General features: G+C 63.6%; 17 protein-coding genes. 5 read left to right on the top strand and 12 right to left on the bottom strand.

From position 1 onward, the window contains the following. Positions 1-20: 20 nt before the first annotated feature. From D906_RS12300 to D906_RS12275, 6 genes are all read right to left on the bottom strand, one after another. Entirely contained in the window at positions 21-2411 is a 2391-nt protein-coding gene (locus tag D906_RS12300; protein ID WP_027615370.1) for a TonB-dependent siderophore receptor, read from the bottom strand. 135 nt (positions 2412-2546) lie between these two features. Further along, the gene (locus D906_RS12295; protein ID WP_027615369.1) at positions 2547-3527 is read right to left on the bottom strand and encodes a FecR family protein; all 981 of its coding nucleotides are present in this window, start codon (positions 3525-3527) and stop codon (positions 2547-2549) included. Then, positions 3524-4099 (bottom strand): RNA polymerase sigma factor, encoded by a 576-nt coding sequence (locus D906_RS12290; protein ID WP_027609112.1) that lies wholly within the window; start codon positions 4097-4099, stop codon positions 3524-3526. Before D906_RS12290 ends, D906_RS12295 begins: the two co-directional genes overlap by 4 nt. Positions 4100-4103: 4 nt before the next feature. Then, positions 4104-4430 (bottom strand): DUF3325 domain-containing protein, encoded by a 327-nt coding sequence (locus tag D906_RS12285; RefSeq protein ID WP_027615368.1) that lies wholly within the window; start codon positions 4428-4430, stop codon positions 4104-4106. After that, the gene (locus tag D906_RS12280) at positions 4430-6004 is read right to left on the bottom strand and encodes a PepSY domain-containing protein (protein ID WP_025753989.1); all 1575 of its coding nucleotides are present in this window, start codon (positions 6002-6004) and stop codon (positions 4430-4432) included. The genes D906_RS12285 and D906_RS12280 overlap by 1 nt, the downstream gene beginning before the upstream one ends. Continuing rightward, the gene (locus D906_RS12275) at positions 6001-6306 is read right to left on the bottom strand and encodes a DUF3649 domain-containing protein (RefSeq protein WP_019098838.1); all 306 of its coding nucleotides are present in this window, start codon (positions 6304-6306) and stop codon (positions 6001-6003) included. The genes D906_RS12280 and D906_RS12275 overlap by 4 nt, the downstream gene beginning before the upstream one ends. A 328-nt stretch (positions 6307-6634) precedes the next feature. On the opposite strand from D906_RS12275, the gene D906_RS12270 reads away from it, so the two are divergent. Next, positions 6635-6982: an HPF/RaiA family ribosome-associated protein gene (locus tag D906_RS12270; RefSeq protein WP_016713489.1), complete on the top strand. Its 348-nt coding sequence runs from the start codon at positions 6635-6637 to the stop codon at positions 6980-6982. A 121-nt stretch (positions 6983-7103) separates the two neighbouring features. Beyond that, a complete protein-coding gene (locus tag D906_RS12265; protein WP_025753990.1) occupies positions 7104-7394 on the top strand; it encodes a DUF3509 domain-containing protein in 291 nt (96 codons plus the stop codon). 3 nt (positions 7395-7397) lie between these two features. On the opposite strand, the gene D906_RS12260 is transcribed toward D906_RS12265, so the two are convergent. After that, positions 7398-7868, bottom strand: a complete 471-nt coding sequence (locus D906_RS12260; RefSeq protein WP_016713487.1) for a phosphate-starvation-inducible protein PsiE — start codon at positions 7866-7868, stop codon at positions 7398-7400. A 223-nt stretch (positions 7869-8091) separates the two neighbouring features. On the opposite strand from D906_RS12260, the gene D906_RS12255 reads away from it, so the two are divergent. After that, on the top strand, positions 8092-8355 hold the full coding sequence (locus D906_RS12255; protein WP_016489064.1) for a YebG family protein: 264 nt from the start codon (positions 8092-8094) through the stop codon (positions 8353-8355). A gap of 62 nt (positions 8356-8417) precedes the next feature. On the opposite strand, the gene D906_RS12250 is transcribed toward D906_RS12255, so the two are convergent. After that, positions 8418-9437, bottom strand: coding sequence for a Glu/Leu/Phe/Val dehydrogenase dimerization domain-containing protein (locus D906_RS12250; protein ID WP_025753991.1), 1020 nt, complete (start codon positions 9435-9437; stop codon positions 8418-8420). 123 nt (positions 9438-9560) lie between these two features. Between D906_RS12250 and D906_RS12245 the strand changes: the two genes are divergently transcribed. Continuing rightward, a complete protein-coding gene (locus D906_RS12245; RefSeq protein WP_019098835.1) occupies positions 9561-10367 on the top strand; it encodes a SirB1 family protein in 807 nt (268 codons plus the stop codon). Here the strand turns inward: D906_RS12245 and maiA are convergent. The 3 genes from maiA to hmgA are packed head-to-tail and all read right to left on the bottom strand — an operon-like array spanning position 10361 to position 13603. Beyond that, entirely contained in the window at positions 10361-10993 is a 633-nt protein-coding gene (maiA, locus tag D906_RS12240; protein ID WP_019098834.1) for a maleylacetoacetate isomerase, read from the bottom strand. The genes D906_RS12245 and maiA overlap by 7 nt on opposite strands. Positions 10994-11005: 12 nt before the next feature. Then, complete coding sequence (fahA, locus tag D906_RS12235; protein ID WP_019098833.1) at positions 11006-12298, bottom strand: fumarylacetoacetase; 1293 nt, start codon at positions 12296-12298, stop codon at positions 11006-11008. Positions 12299-12301: 3 nt separating this feature from the next. Beyond that, positions 12302-13603 carry a homogentisate 1,2-dioxygenase gene (gene hmgA, locus D906_RS12230; RefSeq protein ID WP_019098832.1) on the bottom strand — a complete coding sequence of 434 codons (1302 nt, stop codon included), beginning with the start codon at positions 13601-13603 and terminating at the stop codon, positions 12302-12304. A gap of 174 nt (positions 13604-13777) precedes the next feature. On the opposite strand from hmgA, the gene D906_RS12225 reads away from it, so the two are divergent. Continuing rightward, on the top strand, positions 13778-14560 hold the full coding sequence (locus D906_RS12225) for an IclR family transcriptional regulator (RefSeq protein WP_016713480.1): 783 nt from the start codon (positions 13778-13780) through the stop codon (positions 14558-14560). Positions 14561-14835: 275 nt separating this feature from the next. On the opposite strand, the gene D906_RS12220 is transcribed toward D906_RS12225, so the two are convergent. After that, entirely contained in the window at positions 14836-15747 is a 912-nt protein-coding gene (locus D906_RS12220) for an SDR family oxidoreductase (protein WP_016713479.1), read from the bottom strand. Positions 15748-15848 lie beyond the last annotated feature (101 nt).

Here is a 15848-nt window from a genome sequence, read left to right as displayed (position 1 = left end):
AGAGGCCGGTACAGGCTGGCTCAAAACTCGAAGGTGCTGGACAGGCTCACCTGCCGCGCATCCCCGATTGCCACAAAGTACTGGTTCACCGCCGAGCTGTAGTAGACCTTGTCGAACAGGTTCTTCACGTTCAGTTGCAAGCGCACGTTGTGCTCATCCAGCTTGGTCTCGTAGCTGGCGAACGCATCGGCCACGGTATAGGACGGCAGGTCGAAGGTGTTGGTCGAGTTGCCCGCCCGCTCACCCACATAACGCGCACCTGCGCCCATCCGCAGCTTGTCGCCCCCGAACAGGCTGCCGAAGTCGTACACGGCCGACAACGAACCGCTGTGCTTGGCCACGTTCTGCAGGCGGTTGCCTTGCAGGTCCGGGTCCTTGGTGACCTTGGCGTCCGTGTAGGCGTAGCTGCCAATCAGGCTCCAGTGCTCGCTCAGTTGCCCCGTCAGGTCGAGCTCCACGCCACGCGAGCTGACCTCGCCGGCGTTGCTGTACACCGTCTCTTTCGTGGTGGCATCAAAGTTGGAAACCAGCACATTGCGCTTGGTGATGTCGAACACCGCCAGGGTACCGGTCAGGCGACCGGGCATGTCTAGCTTGGCGCCCAGCTCCCACGACTTGCCTTCCTCAGGTGCAACCGACGAGTCCAGCACCACGCCGCCCGTCAGCGGCGCAATGCTGGAGTTGGGCTTGAACGACTCGCTGTAGCTGCCATAGAACGACAGCTGGTCATCCACCTTGTAGACGATGCCGGCATGCGGCACCCAGGCTTGGCCGCTGTTATCGGTATTGGCCGTGAACGGACGGCCACGGCCTGCGTACTGGTCGAATTGCTGGAATCGTGCACCGGCCACCAGGATCCAGTGGTCGTCCAGGTGCAGCGCATCCTGCACGAAAAGTGCATCGGTGCGCAGCTTGTCGGTCTGGTCACTGTCACTGGCTCTTACTGTGGTGCCCTCCACCTCTTGGCCGTAGACCGGGTTCACATAGCTGAACGTGGATTGCGCAGTCTGGCGGATCAGATCACCGCGAAAGATCTTGCGGTCTTCATGGTCAACGCCGAACAGCAGGTCGTGCTGCATACCGGCCAACTCCACGTTGCCCACCAGGCTCAAGGTGGCGAACTGGTCACGGCTCATGGCGTTGTGGGTGCCGTCGATGCTGCGAGTCAGTGTGCCTTTGGCTTCGTTGACCCCGGTCACCCGCACCTGGCTGGCATCATAAGTCTCGCGGTTGAAGCTGTAGCCAAAGTGCAGCTTCCAGTCATCGGCCAGTTGGTGGTCGACTTCCAGGCGGTACAGGTCAGACCGCCCTTCCATGTCGTTGAACGGCTCGTCCAGGCGCCGGGTGGTGGGGATGTTCAGCGGGTGGCCGTTGCTGCCGAACGCGGTGCCGCGGTCGAAGGGCGAGAGAAACTCGCGGTGCTCGTACGCCAGCACCACCTGGGTGTCTTCGCCCAGCCAGGCCAGCGACGGCGCTACCAATGACTCGCGGTGCACGCCGTAGTTGCGCCAGTAGTCCTCATCCTCGTGGTCGACGATCAGGCGGTAGGCGAAGTTGCTGTCGCCCAACGCGCCGGTGCTGTCGAACCCGCCGCCACTGCCGTTCTTGCCGCTGCCGTAGGTGGAGCCACGGACGGTCAGGGCGTTGTACTGCTGCAACTGCGGGCGCTTGCTGACCACGTTGATCACCCCACCCGGGTCCTGGATGCCGTACAGCAGCGAGGCCGGGCCCTTGAGCACTTCGACCCGCTCGGTACTGGCGTTGAGGCTGCGGCCCTGCACGATGGGCATGCCGTCGCGCATGATCGAGCCGTCGCGGTTGTCGCCAAAACCGCGCTTCATCACCGTGTCGGAGGTGCCGCCAAAGTTGTTGCCCTGGGTGATGCCACTGACGTTGTAAAGGGCATCGTCGAGGTTGCGCGGAGCCTGGTCGCGGATGACCTGGGCCGGTACCACGTTGATGGCCTGGGGAATGTCCTGGTTCGGGCCTTGCCCGCGCATGATCGAGGCGGTGGCCGGCGGTTGATAGCTGTACACGTCCATTTGCGAGGTCACGGTGGTGGCCTGCAGGTTGAGGGCGCCGGAAGTGTCTGCGGTTTCGAGGGTCAGAGTACGGGCATCGACGCGGCGCCAGGCCAACCCGGTGCTGCCCAGCAGCTGTTGCAGGGCCTGTTCGGCGCTGAATCGGCCGTTCAGTGCCGGCGCCTGCACGCCCGGCAGTTCTAAGGTGTAGACCACGCTCTGGCCGGTGGTGCGGCTGAAGGCGTTGAGCGCCCGGGCCAGGGGCTGGGCCGGCTGGGCGAAAGCATAGGTCTGCTGTTGCTCGGCGGCACTGGCCAGGGGAGCGACAGCAACGGCCGGGAGCATGGCAAGGCCGAACCAGAGAGGGACGCAACGCGGAGAGAACTTCATGGACGCTGACCTGTGAGAGGGTGATGACTGCGAATGAATCGCACTTCCACTCATTACACGGATGCCACGTCCTGTTACCTCACCCGTTTTTTAAAAATATTTTGCCTGTGCCCGCGAAGAGGCCAGTACAGGCGACTACCGAAGCAGGGTCAAACGCCCCAGCACGGTCTGCCGCGAAAAGCCCATCACCTTGCCCAGCGAATCCAGCGCCAACTGCGGCTCGTCCACCGGGAAGCTGCCGCTGACCTTGCGCTGCCCCAGCTCACCATCCAGCAACAGAATGCGCCCCGGGTAATAGCGCCCAAGGTCTTCCACCACCTGCGCCAGTGGCACTTGGTAGTAGTTCAGCCAGCCTTGGCGCCAGGCCAGGCGGTTGTCACTGTCCACAACCTGGGTGTCGTCGATCCTGCCTGCGCTGTAGTTCACCTGCTGGTTGGCAGTCAGTTCGCGCGCCAAACCGCCCTGCGCAGGGCTAACCCCCACACGCCCACTGCGTACCGTCACCTGGGCGCCCTCGCCCTGCTCACGCACTTCGAACTGGGTGCCGAGCACCCGCACCTCGCCACCGGCAGCTTCAACCAGGAACGGCTCGCCGGTATGCGTCACCTGGAAAAACGCCGCGCCATGAAGCAACCGCACACGGCGCTCCCCCTTGGCGAAATCGACCGCAATGGCGCTACCGGCATCCAGCGTGACCTGCGACTGGTCAGCCAAGGTCACCTGGCGAATCTGCCCGGCACTGCTGTAGTCAGCCTGCAGGTCCTGCAACCAGTACCCCGGGTGCCAGCCACCGGCAACACCCACGGCCAGCACCAGGCAGGCCGCCATCGCCATCGCCGCCACACGCCTCCACGGACCACGGGCCGGCGGCCTGGCCATGGCATCGAGGTAACGTTGCAGGGCTTGCTGTTCTTCGTCGGCCAACCGCTGCGCCGGGCCGGCGCTTTTCTGCCACAACAGCTGAGCCTGTTCATAGGCGGCGCGGTGAACAGGGTCGGCCAGTAGCCAGCGCTTGAACGCCGCCCCTTCGGCTTGCGCGGGCTGCTCGTTGATGCGGCTGAGCCACTGCAGGGCGGCCTGGGATTGCGCCTCGGTAATGGGGGGCATGCTGCTCATCGACGGGCGCTCCCTGGCCGGCGTGGAGTGGGCGCGGGCTCGGCAACACTGGCCTTGCACGCTTCAAGGGCGCGCATCATATGCTTTTCCACGGTGCTCTGGGACAGTTGCATGGCCTTGGCGATTTCGCCGTACTTGCAGCCGTGAATACGGTTGAGCAAAAAGATCTGCCGGGTGCGCTCGGGCAAGGCGCGCAAGGCGGCTTCGATGCGTTGCAGGTCGTGGTCCACTTCCAGGGCCTGCTCTGGCGCCTGGGCCGTGGCCACTTCGTCCACCGGCAACGCGGCTTCGGCCACGCGTTCGCGGCTGCCTTCACTGCGCAGGTGGTCGATGGCGAGATTACCTGCGCATCGCAGCAAGTAGGTGTCCAGCGCCTCGACCTTCACTTCGGGGCGCCGCCAGAAGCGCAGAAATAGCTCCTGAACCAGGTCCGATGCCGTGGCGCGGCAGCCGACCCGTCGGCTGACCAGGGCTTCCATGCGTGCCCGCTGGGCCTGGAACACCTGGACGAAACGTGCACGCCCGCCGGCACTGTCGGCGTCGGGCTCGATGATGTCCGCCTGCTCGCTCACGGCTTCACACGGCAAACCCGGCCAGCAACGGGCCGAGCACCACACTGGCGGCGGCCAGGCCCAGCAGCAGGCGCGGCTGGTAAGGCAGGCCGAACACCCAGAGGGTTACCCCGGCCATCATCACCGCCGTCCACTCCACCAGGCCGTAGGCCCAGCCACGCAAGTGCACGCTGAGGAGCAGCGATAACAGCAGCAACAGCCATCCAGCACTGCGCAACAGCCGCAATTGCCCAAGGCGCGGCTTGCGCCCGAGCAGGTCGCTGAAGTGTTTTTCCATGGCCAGGCACAGGGCCACAACACCTGCGAATGCGATCAGTGCGTTACCCAGCATCAGCTCGCCTCCGCCGTTTCAGTACCCGGCTTTTTTACTGCGCGTGGGCGCTTGGCAACCGGCTTGGGGCTGCGCAGCATCTTGCCCGCCAGCCAGGCCAGGAACAGGCCGGTGGCCAGGGCAGTCAGGTCGAAGCCGGCCATGGCCCAGTCACCCTCCTGCAGCGAATGGTTCAGCCCGCGGTGGGTACTCAGGCCGTTGAGCAGCGGCAGCAAGGCAAAGGCCAGCGCACCCAACGCAAGTTGCTCGCCCCAGGCCCTGCGCCCGCTGCGTAGTACCGCATGCACCAGCGACAGGCCCCAGGCGATGAAGAAGGCATTGACCTCCCAGTCGCCCCGGCCTTCGACGCCTATCGGGACCAGGCGGTTGGCCCAGAAGAAACCTGCCACCGCCAGCAGCAAGCCGCTCATGCTGGCGATATTGAGTACCTCGACCAGGCGCAACTCACCCGGTATGCGCTCGCTCTTGGCGTGCTTGAGCTGACGCTTGCCCAGCCACATCACCAGCCCGGTGCCGATCACCGCAGTGCCGGCCACACCAAAGAAGAAGTACAGCCAGCGCAACCAAGGGCCGGCGAAGTTACCCATGTGCAGCCCGGCGAAACTGAAGGCGGTCATCATTGCCCCGCTCTCTGGCTTGCCCTGGCTCAGCAGCTCGCCACTGGCGCCATCGAAGGTCCAGTTAGCGCTGCGCCGATAAGCCACATGGTCGGCAGACGATTGCGTGAAGGTGACACGGGCATTGCTGTCGCCCGGGTTCTGCACCTGGATGTTGCCGATACGCGCGCCGGGTTGCAGTGCCTGCAACTGGGCATACAGGCTGGGCAACGGCACCAGCGGTGCAGCCACATGGGCCGCCTTGGGCGCATCGTCGCGGCCGAACAGGTCGTTGAAGTACTTGTCGGTGTCATTGCCATAGCTGGCCATGATGCCAGCCGGCATCACCATGTACATGAACAGCACCAGGCTGCTGTAGCTGATCATCAGGTGAAATGGCAGCACCAGCACACCGATCGCGTTGTGCCCGTCCAGCCAGGAGCGCTGGCCCTTGCCGGGGCGGAAGGTGAAGAACTCCTTGAAGATCTTCTTGTGCGTGATGATGCCGGTGACCAGCCCCAACAGCATGATGAACGCGCAGAAGGTCGACAGCCATCGGCCGAACGGGTAAGGCATTTGTAGCTGGAAGTGGAAGCGGTAGAAGAACTCGCCACCGCGGCTGTCGCGCGCTTCAACCGGCTGACCGGTCTGGGTATCGAGGGTTTTACTCACGAACCCGCGTGGCCCGCCATTGGGGTCGCGGTAGCCCACGCTCAAGGCAGCCTCGCGCGCGTTGGGCATGCGAATGAACCAGGTGCCAGAATGCCCGGCATTGTCCTGCAGGTAACGTTGGGCCACACCCAGGCTGTTGAGCGGATCCAGAGCATGGCTGCGCACTTCGGGCTGCGCCCAGTGGGTGATTTCTTCCTTGAAATACGACAGTGTGCCGGTGAGGAAGATGGCGAACAACAGCCAGCCGAAGATCAGGCCGGTCCAGGTGTGCAGCCAGGCCATCGCCTGGCGAAAGCCTTCTTTCATGGGTTTTTCATCCAGTAGGCGACGCCGCTGATCAGGCCCAACAACAGGCTTGGCGCCAGTACACCCAGCCAGGCACGCCAGGCGTTGCGGCAGGCGAAGCACCAGATGAACGCCAGCAGGTAGAAGACGAACGACAGCAGCAGGCCGGTGAGCGTGGCATCGACCTTGGGCAACGGCGCCACCAAGGCAATACAGACGCTGGCCATCGACGCCAGCAAGTAGCCGCCCAGCAGCGCGGCAAGGCTACGTGAGGCAACGCCCAGCCGGTAACTGAGCGGGAGTCCGGCGGTTTTGCGCGTCATGGCGAAGGTCCGGGCGTTTTCGGGGCTGCAATACTAATGATTTCAATTCTCATAAGCAAAGCCTGCTGCTACTTCGCCCTGTGAACGCCTCGTTTTCCCCGCAAGTGGCCGAGCAGGCCGTGCACTGGGCAGACGTCGGTGGAGTTCTGACCTGTAGCAAATGGGGGGCCGCTTTGTAGCCCCCTTTTGCAACAAGAAATTTATTTTCAGAAAGGGCTTGAATTCATCCCGCAGTTGCCTGACCTTAGAGTCAAGAGGCGCAGAAATTCCAAGGGTCTCAAGGGCCTAGGCGCGCCTCCATGCGAGCAAGCTGAATAAGGATTGAATCATGCAAATCCAGGTCAACAGCAGCAATCATTTCGAAGGCAACGCCCGGCTCGATCAGTGGGTCCGCAGCACACTGCAGAACTCGCTGGAACGTTACGAAGAAGACCTCACCCGCATCGAGGTTCACCTGCGCGACGAAAACGGCGCCAAGCCCGGACCGCATGACAAACGCTGCCAGATGGAGGCTCGCCCAAAAGGCCACCAACCGATTTCCGTGACCCACACCGCCACTTCGCTGGACCAGGCAGTCGACGGTGCCGCCACCAAGCTCACCCACGCGCTGGAACACTTCTACGGCAAGTTGCGCAGCAAGCGCGGCGCCCTGGAGCTGAGTGACCCAGACGCCTGATCGTCAAAGCAAAACGCCCGGCTTGAAGCCGGGCGTTTTTGTTTGTAGCGATCAATGGCACTGAACCAAGCCGCCGCGTTGCCAGTCAACCTCTGCACTCATCCACTGCAGAAGCACGACCATGGACAACCCGTTCGAAAAAATCAGTGCTGCATTCGCCCCCGAATACCGGGTCAACCTGAGCATCACAAACCTCGACGGCAGCATCATGCTGACCCTGTCCGACGACGCCGGCGTTGTCGCCAAGCGCCTCATCACCCAGGCCCAGCGCAACGACCCGGCGCGCCTGCAACGGGTGATCGACAGCATTCGCCTGGGCCTGGCCATCGAATTCAGTCAAAACCCCATGCAAGTGCTGGCCGCGCTAACCCGCGACGCTCGTCACGCGCCGCGCCACGTCGTTGCCAACTGAGGGTTACTTGCCCTCCTCCACTTCCTTGCCGTTGGCATCCAGCACCTTGGTCGAGGGGTAGCGATACGAAGCGTAGCGCACCACCAGAATCGAGAACGCCAGCAACAGGATGCCGCCGCACAGGTACAGCAGCCCTTCGTCCGGCGCCTTGTGGTGCGAGACATCGCCGATCAGCAGGCGAGTCAGCGCGGTAATGGCCACGTACAGCAGGAAGCGGATTGGCATGTGGTTGGTCTTGAAGTAAATGCCGACCATCGCCCCCAACTCCAGGTAGATGAACAGCAGCAGGATGTCATCGACACTGACCCCACCCTTGCCGAGCATGTCCAGGAAGGTGACCACCGCCGCATAGGCGGTAATCGCGCCAATGCCAAACAGCGCCAGGTAATGGAAGGCCTCGACGCACAGGTTACCCAGCGAGTCGGCCGAACCATGCAGGCCTTTGCGTAGCTTGTCTGCCCATTTGATGTTCACGATGTTCCATTCCCCGATACGTCTTTAAGGATGATGCGTCACCGGTGTGACGCTTGTGCCATGCAGTTAAAGGGCCAGGCCCTTGGCTTGGAAGGCGACCGATTGCCGCAAGGCACGTGTGGGCAGGCTGAAGAATCAGGTTGCGTGATGATGGCAATGCCATTACTGTATGCGCATACAGTAAACTGCAACACAAACAGCAAAAAAGGCATAGAGGTGATGAATGGCCGTCGAAGTGGTGTACCGCAGCAGCCGCGACCCGGAGCGCTTGTTCATGGATAAGGCCGAAGCAGACCGTCACGACAAGATGCTCGAACTGGCCGAGCGCCTGGCCGAAGTGCTGCACAAGGCGGTGCCGTCGCTGACTGAGCAGCAGGTTGAGGAAGCCGGTATCTACATGGCCAAGAACCGCGATGTGTTTGCCCGGGCGTTCAAGAGCCAGCCGGATGCGTTGGCCGAGTTGCTGGAAGGAGGTGCTGCCGAGTGAGATCGGCAGCGCCTGCTTCGCGGGCAAGCCCGCGAAGAGGCCAGTAACGCCAGCATCAGCATTCAGCCGTAGAGCAACCGCTCTGCCAACATCTGCGCCACCCGCGCCGGCGAACGCTTCTCCGCCTGGGCATGGCCGAACACTTCGGTCAGCCGTGACGGTATCCGCGCCAGGTGCGCGGTGATGGTGCCCAAATCCTCGCCACGATGGGTCAGCGCCACGTAGATCAACCCACCGGCATTGATCACGTAGTCAGGCGCATACAATATCCCGCGCGACTCCAGCTGGTCGGCCACCTGCAAGGTGGTCAGCTGGTTGTTCGCCGCCCCCGCCACCGCCGCGCAACGCAACTGCATCACGCTTTGCCCGTTCAGCACCGGCCCCACGCCGCAAGGGGCGAAGATGTCGCAAGGAGTGCTGATCAACGCATCGTTGGTTACAGGCTTGGCATCGAACTGCTCCATCGCCAGCCGCACACGTCCTGGGTCCAGGTCGCTGACCAGCAACTCCGCGCCCACTGCATGCAGTTGCTCCGCCAACGCAAAACCGACATTGCCCAAGCCCTGCACCGCCACTCGCAGGCCTCTGAGGTCATCACTGCCCAGCCGGAACGAGGTGGTGGCGCGAATACCCGCGAACACCCCCATCGCCGCATGTGGCGAGGGATCACCCGATGCGGTGGTACTGGTCACATGGGGTGTGCTCTGAGCAATGCAGTCCATGTCCAGGGTCGAGGTGCCGCTGTCCACGGCGATGATGAAGCGTCCGTGCAAGGTATCGATGAAGCGGCCAAAGGCCTCGAACAGTGCGGCGCGGTTTTCCACATGCGGGTTGCGCATGATCACCGCCTTGCCACCGCCCAGCGGCAAGCCCGCCAACGCCGCCTTGTAGCTCATGCCCTGGGCCAGGCGAATGGCATCGGTCATGGCGCTTTCGTCATCGGCATAAGGCAGGTACCGGCACCCGCCCATGGCCGGGCCCAGTTGCTCACTGTGGATCGCCACAACCGCTTTCAGACCCGTAGGCGGGTCGTTGAACAGGTGCAAGGACTGGGTACGGGTGCTTTGCATCAGAGCGAACATCGACAGGCCCCCCATGAGGTGCTCCCTCCAGTATAGGCACCGCCCTGAAGCTGGTGCCGCCGCCGGACCACTGGACGAAACCCCGCGCCACGGCTAATACTCAAGCGTGTGTGGAGAAGCCCCATGAAGCCACGTCAAGCCTGCCTGGCCTGCCTGGAACGCGAGCCTGTCGCCCTGCTGGAAGCCGCATTGTGGATTGCCGCCGAGCACGACCGGAGTGTCGAGCCCGCAGCCAGCCTTGCCGTGCTGCAAGACCTGCAGCGCGATATCAGCACCCACCTGCCGATGCTGCCACTGTGCGAACTGGCCCAGCCGCTGCTGCGCCAGCTCAATGCGCTGGGCTTCCAGCAGGATGAGTACCACCCCCTGCGCCCGCAGGCGGCGATGATGGACAAAGTGCTGCAACGCCGCCGTGGCCAACCGCTGACCCTGGCCATACTCGCCCTGGAACTGGCCGGGCGCCTGTCCATTCCGCTGGAAGGTGTGGGCTTTCCTGGCCATTTCCTGCTGCGTGTACCGGGTGCCGACCACCTGCTCGATCCCTGCGGTGGCCGGCGCCTGTACCCCAACGATTGCCGTGAGCTGCTGGCCCGCCAGTTCGGGCCGCATGTTGCGCTGACGGCCGAGCACATGCGCAGTGCCACCCCGCTGCAGATGCTGCAACGCCTGTCACGCAACCTGCGCCAGCTGCACATCAGCAACGACAACCACCTGGCGGCGTTGATCGATGCCGAACGGGTCATGCAGTTGGGGCCGGTGCAGGTCAGTGACTACATGACCCGCGCCTCGTTGTACCAGCACCTGGATTGCCCACAGGCCGAGCGCTTCGACCTGGAGCATGCGCTGCTACTGACTGAAGATCCGGCCCAGCGCCTGAAGCTGTCCGAACGCATCGGCAAGCTTCCGGCGGCGAACCGTTCGCTTCACTGAGCCGGGCTGTCCGGCTGCTGGGCGGGGTGGGCCTGGGTGAACGCCGGATGCCCGGCGGCCATTGCGGCAACCCGCAGGATACGCGGGAAGCTGCTCAGGTCGATGTTGAAGCGTTCGGCGGCATACAGCTGCGGGATCAAGTACACATCCGCCAGCCCCGGTCGATCACCGAAACAGAAGCCTTGATCACCAATCAGTTGCTCCACTGCCGCCAACCCTTGGCTGATCCAGTGGCCGATCCATTGATTGACCTGCCCCTCGTCCTGCCCGGCCTGGCGCAGCCGGTTGAGCACGCTCACGTTGTGCAGCGGGTGGATGTCGCAGCCAATGATTGCCGCTACACCACGCACCTTGGCACGCGCCTCGGCCGTGGCCGGCAGCAACGCGGGCTGTGGATAAAGCTCTTCCAGGTACTCGATGATTGCCGGTGACTGCACCAGCAATTCACCGCCATCGGTGCGCAAGGCCGGTACGCGGCCCTGCGGGTTGATGGCGACATAGTCCGCCCCACGCTGCTCACCCTGCAGCAGGTTGACCGGCAGGGACTGGTAAGCCAGCCCCTTCAGTGCCAGGGCAATGCGCACCCGGTAGGACGAGGTGGAACGGTAATAGGTGTACAGCTCCATGCCCGCCCCTCCTCAGTTGGCCGCGATGACCGTGCCACGGCATTCGCCGAAGCCGATGCTGGCCACGCCGTCGCGCGTGCAGCGGGCACGCAGGATGATTTCGTCACCGTCTTCGAGGAACTTGCGCACCTCGCCGCTGGCCAGTTCCACCGGCAGCTTGCCGCCCTCGGTGATCTCCAGCAGGCTGCCGAACGACCCCGGCGTGGCCCCCGACAAGGTGCCCGAACCGAACAGGTCGCCTGGTTGCAGCTGGCAGCCGTTGACGCTGTGGTGCGCCACCAGCTGCGCCACGGTCCAGTACATGCTGCGGGTGTTGCTCAGGGTCAGGCGGTGTGGAGCAACGCCCTGCTCACGCATGCGCTGGGTCAGCAGCAGCACTTCAAGCTCGATATCGTAGGCACCGGCGGCCTGGTCGCGCTTGTCCAGCAGGTACGACAGTGGCTGCGGGTCGCCTTCCGGGCGCGCCGGCTGGGCGCAGCGGAACGGCTCCAGCGCCTCGGCAGTGACCACCCAGGGGGAAATGGTGGTGATGAAGCTCTTGGACAGGAACGGCCCCAGTGGCTGGTATTCCCAGGCCTGGATATCGCGCGCCGACCAGTCGTTGAGCAGGCACAAGCCGGCCACATGCTCGGCGGCGTCGCCTACCGGGATCGCCTGGCCCATGTCATTGCCCTGGCCAATCCAGATGCCCAGCTCCAGTTCGTAGTCCAGGCGTGCGCAAGGGCCGAAGCTCGGCTCGGTGTGCCCGGCCGGCAAGGTCTGGCCCTTGGGCCGGCGCACATCGGTGCCCGATGGGCGGATGGTGGAGGCGCGGCCGTGATAACCGATCGGCACGTACTTGTAGTTGGGCAGCAGCGGATTATCGGGGCGGAACAGCTTGCCCACGTTCTTGGCGTGCTCGATGCCGACGTAGAAGTCGGTGTAGTCACCGATCTGCGCGGGCACATGCAGTTGGCAGTCGCTGGCCGGAATCAGCGCCGGCGTCAATGCCGACTGGTGTTCGCTGTGCTCGCCAAGCAGGGCCTGCAAACGCTCGCGCAGGGCCACACGGGCGCTGCGGCCCAAGGCGAAGAATGCGTTCAGCGCGCCACCGCGGGTGGCTTCGACGGCAGCCTTGGCAGCACCGTCGAACAGGCCGGCGGCCAGCACCGCTTCCAGGTCGAGGATCGCGTCACCGATGGCCACGCCACAGCGTTTGGCTTCACCCGGCCGGCTGAAAATACCCATCGGCAGGTTCTGCAGCGGAAAGTCGCTGTGCCCGTTGGCGTGCTCGACCCAGCTACGGGCATTGGCAGTGTGGTTCATGGGTTATCTCCGGTTCGGGTTGAAGGTGCTCGGCAAGGTGGCCCAGCAACTATCGTAGTCGGCCTGCAATTGCGGGCATTCAAGGGCTTGCTGGCTCGGGCGCAGCACTTGGCTGGTCTCGAACATGAAAGCCATGGTGTTGTCGATCTTGTGCGGCGCCAGGTCGGCGGCAATGGCCTTTTCGCAGGTTTCGGCGTCGGGGCCATGGGCGCTCATCACCCCGTGCAACGAGGCGCCACCCGGCAGGAAGCCTTCGGCCTTGGCATCGTAGGCACCGTTGATCAGGCCCATGAACTCGTTCATCAGGTTGCGGTGGAACCATGGCGGACGGAAGGTGTTCTCGGCCACCATCCAGCGTGGCGGGAAGATCACGAAGTCCATGTTGGCCAGGCCATGTACGCTGGTCGGCGAAGTCAGCACGGTGAAGATCGACGGGTCCGGGTGGTCGAAGCTGACGGTACCGATGGTGTTGAAGCGGCGCAGGTCGTATTTGTAAGGCACGTTGCTGCCGTGCCAGGCCACCACATCCAGCGGCGAATGTTGCAGTTCGCAAGCCCAGTGCTCGCCCAGGAACTTCTGCACCAGTTGCACTGGCCCTTCGGCCTCTTCGTAGTGCGCCACCGGAGTGAGAAAGTCACGCGGGTTGGCCAGGCCATTGCTGCCGATCGGGCCCAGGTCCGGGATGCGCAGCGGCGCCCCATGGTTTTCGGCGATGTAGCCGCGGGCCTGGCCATCGAGCAGTTCGACACGGAACTTCATGCCGCGTGGAATCACCGCGATCTCCAGCGGTTCAACTTCCATCACGCCCAGTTCGGTGGCAATGCGCAGGCGGCCCATTTCCGGCACCAGCAGCAGTTCACCGTCGGCGTTGAAGAAAACACGCTCCATGGAACGGTTGGCGCGGTAGATGTAGATACTCACACCGGCCGGTTTTTCCGCCGCCGCGTTGGCCACCATCGGCAGCCAGCCCTCGATGAAGTCGGTCGGTTCGGCAGGGATCGGCTGCGGGCTCCAGCGCAGGCGGTTGGGGTTGATCCCACCCAACGGCCCGCTCAACGGCTGGCGCGCCAGGCGCTCGAAACGTGGGTGCAGTGCAGACGGGCGAATACGATAAAGCCAGGTACGGCGTAGCTCACTGCGGGCCATGGTGAACGCCGTGCCCGAGAGCAATTCGGCATACAGCCCATAGGGCGCCTTCTGCGGCGAGTTCTGCCCGACCGGCAAAGCCCCTGGCAGTGCTTCGCTGGCAAATTCGTTGCCGAAGCCGCTGAGGTAGTGAAGGTCGGGTGAGGTGTCGCGATTCATCGATGCCTCCGGGCTCTGGCCGAGCCGTTGCGGGCAGCTGGCTGCTGGCCCGGTGTGGGGTGGCAGCGCGTCTGCATTGTTTTTATCGTAATCAGATTACGAATAACGTAATTTGCCCCGCGCTTGGCGTCAAGCTATAAAGGCCCGACTTGAAGAATCCGGAAGCAGATGCCCATGACCAAAGCCAGCTCCCCCGCCGACAACGGCAAGCAGAAAGTCCGCTCGGCGGAGGTCGGCACCGACATCCTGAAGGCGCTTGCAGAGCTCTCCCCTTCCACGTCGCTGTCACGCCTGGCGGAACATGTGCAAATGCCGGCGAGCAAGGTGCACCGTTACCTGCAGGCGTTGATTGCCAGTGGTTTTGCAGAGCAGGACAGCGCCACCAACCACTACGGTTTGGGTCGCGAAGCATTGCGGGTGGGGTTGGCGGCGCTGGGCAGCATCGATGTGTTGAAGATTGCCGCCCTGCCGCTGTCGCAATTGCGCGATGAACTGAACGAGAGCTGCTTCATTGCCGTGTGGGGTAACCAGGGCGCGACCGTGGTCAGCATTGAACCGGCAGTGCGGGCGGTCACCGTGGTCACACAAATCGGCTCGGTGCTACCGCTGCTTACATCCTCTACCGGCCTGGTGTTCGCCGCCTATCTGCCCGAGCGCGAGACCGTGGACTTGCGCGACCGCGAGCTGGCCGCCCTGCAACACACTGCAGAAGACTACCAGGCAGTCTTGGCCGGCATTCGCGACCGTGGGTTGCACCATGTGCACGGCCTGCTGATGCCAGGTGTGGATGCGTTGTCGGCACCGGTGTTCAATGCCTTGGGGCAGGTTGTGGCCGTGATGACCGTGGTCGGGCCAACGTCGATTTTTCATGCCGACGAACATGGGCCGGCGGCGCAAAGGCTGCTGGCGGCTGCGCGCGAGACCAGCTGGCGCATGGGCTATTCACCGGCCGCGTGAGCGCCTGCAGCACTATTGCCCGATACGTAAAGGTGAATGTCATAAGCCGCTATTTTTCCCACAGGATCAAGCGCTTATTCTTAACTCACTGGCCGGCATGAAGGGCTCTTCCCCCCCGCCTTTCAGGTCTGCGAGGTTCACCGACGTAGATTTTGAAGCTCCTTGATCTAACGTCTCGATTGGCCGCTGTGGCTTGCAGCGGCCTTTTTTTTTGCCCCGAAAGAACCTGCGCTCTCGCTGGCTGATGCGCTCCCACAAAGTGCCCAGCAAGCGCTCTAGAGTGGGTACTTCTGCAGGTTCGCCATCATCTGCTGCAGCGCCTGCAAGCTGTCCTGCGGGTGCACGGCCCCGTCAAAGTCGCCAATCCTTGCCCAGTTTTCCGCCACCTGCTCCGGGGTAAAGCCTTCGCGCGGATCAAAGCCTACCCCCAGGCTGCGCTCCCAGCGCACTTTGCCCACCCAGCCGCCACCCACCTCGAACAATTCGCCCGTACCCTGGCACTGCTCACTGCCCAGGTACACCACCAGCGGGCTGACCAGTTCCGGCTTGAGCCGCTCGAAGACCTGAGGCGGGATCAGCCCTTCGGTCATGCGGGTGCCGCCGGTAGGGGCGATGGCGTTCACCAGAATGCCGTGCTTGCGCCCTTCGATTGCCAAAGTGCGGGTCAGCCCATACAAGCCTAGCTTGGCCATACCGTAGTTGGCCTGGCCGAAGTTGCCGTAGATGCCAGAGGTAGAAGCGGTGAAGATCACCCGCCCCCAGTTCTGTTCGCGCAGGTGTGGCCAGGCGGCGCGGGTGACCTTGAAGGCCCCTTCCACATGCACCTGATAAACCTGCTCCCAGTCGCTGTCGTCCATCTTGTGGAACGTCTTGTCACGCAGGATGCCGGCATTGTTCACCAGCACATCGACCCGGCCGAAGCTGTCGAGGGCCTGCTCGACGATACGCGCGCCCTGGCTGACCGAGTCATGGTTGGCGATGGCGGTGCCACCGGCGGCGCGGATCTCCTCCACCACCCGGTCGGCGGCCGAAGCGCTGGCACCTTCACCGTGGGTAGAGCCGCCGAGGTCGTTGACCACGACCCTGGCACCCCGCGCGGCGAACAGCAGCGCATGGGCGCGGCCCAGCCCACCGCCGGCTCCGGTGACGATCACCACGCGATCTTGCAGACGGACAGGCTCGCTCATGCTCATGGCTCCAGGCAGGTTCAGGTCAGCCAAGTGTCCGCCGCCAACGGCAGGCGGACAATCAAGCTCACGCAGGCTGAATGCCTGGCAATAACGCAGGG

The sequence above is a fragment of the Pseudomonas sp. LAIL14HWK12:I1 genome, assembly GCF_003202095.1.
Taxonomy (GTDB): domain Bacteria; phylum Pseudomonadota; class Gammaproteobacteria; order Pseudomonadales; family Pseudomonadaceae; genus Aquipseudomonas; species Aquipseudomonas monteilii.
The sequence above is the reverse complement of the archived record's forward strand: the minus strand, read 5'-3'. Positions and strand labels throughout refer to the sequence as shown.

What these genes read in the sequence shown, in the direction of transcription:
- D906_RS12300 (WP_027615370.1), bottom strand. Translation starts at nt 2,411, where the DNA reads ATGAAGTTCTCTCCGCGTTGCGTCCCTCTCTGGTTCGGCCTTGCCATG.
- D906_RS12295 (WP_027615369.1), bottom strand. Translation starts at nt 3,527, where the DNA reads ATGAGCAGCATGCCCCCCATTACCGAGGCGCAATCCCAGGCCGCCCTG.
- D906_RS12285 (WP_027615368.1), bottom strand. Translation starts at nt 4,430, where the DNA reads ATGCTGGGTAACGCACTGATCGCATTCGCAGGTGTTGTGGCCCTGTGC.
- D906_RS12280 (WP_025753989.1), bottom strand. Translation starts at nt 6,004, where the DNA reads ATGAAAGAAGGCTTTCGCCAGGCGATGGCCTGGCTGCACACCTGGACC.
- D906_RS12275 (WP_019098838.1), bottom strand. Translation starts at nt 6,306, where the DNA reads ATGACGCGCAAAACCGCCGGACTCCCGCTCAGTTACCGGCTGGGCGTT.
- D906_RS12270 (WP_016713489.1), top strand. Translation starts at nt 6,635, where the DNA reads ATGCAAATCCAGGTCAACAGCAGCAATCATTTCGAAGGCAACGCCCGG.
- D906_RS12265 (WP_025753990.1), top strand. Translation starts at nt 7,104, where the DNA reads ATGGACAACCCGTTCGAAAAAATCAGTGCTGCATTCGCCCCCGAATAC.
- D906_RS12255 (WP_016489064.1), top strand. Translation starts at nt 8,092, where the DNA reads ATGGCCGTCGAAGTGGTGTACCGCAGCAGCCGCGACCCGGAGCGCTTG.
- D906_RS12250 (WP_025753991.1), bottom strand. Translation starts at nt 9,437, where the DNA reads ATGTTCGCTCTGATGCAAAGCACCCGTACCCAGTCCTTGCACCTGTTC.
- D906_RS12245 (WP_019098835.1), top strand. Translation starts at nt 9,561, where the DNA reads ATGAAGCCACGTCAAGCCTGCCTGGCCTGCCTGGAACGCGAGCCTGTC.
- maiA (WP_019098834.1), bottom strand. Translation starts at nt 10,993, where the DNA reads ATGGAGCTGTACACCTATTACCGTTCCACCTCGTCCTACCGGGTGCGC.
- fahA (WP_019098833.1), bottom strand. Translation starts at nt 12,298, where the DNA reads ATGAACCACACTGCCAATGCCCGTAGCTGGGTCGAGCACGCCAACGGG.
- hmgA (WP_019098832.1), bottom strand. Translation starts at nt 13,603, where the DNA reads ATGAATCGCGACACCTCACCCGACCTTCACTACCTCAGCGGCTTCGGC.
- D906_RS12225 (WP_016713480.1), top strand. Translation starts at nt 13,778, where the DNA reads ATGACCAAAGCCAGCTCCCCCGCCGACAACGGCAAGCAGAAAGTCCGC.
- D906_RS12220 (WP_016713479.1), bottom strand. Translation starts at nt 15,747, where the DNA reads ATGAGCGAGCCTGTCCGTCTGCAAGATCGCGTGGTGATCGTCACCGGA.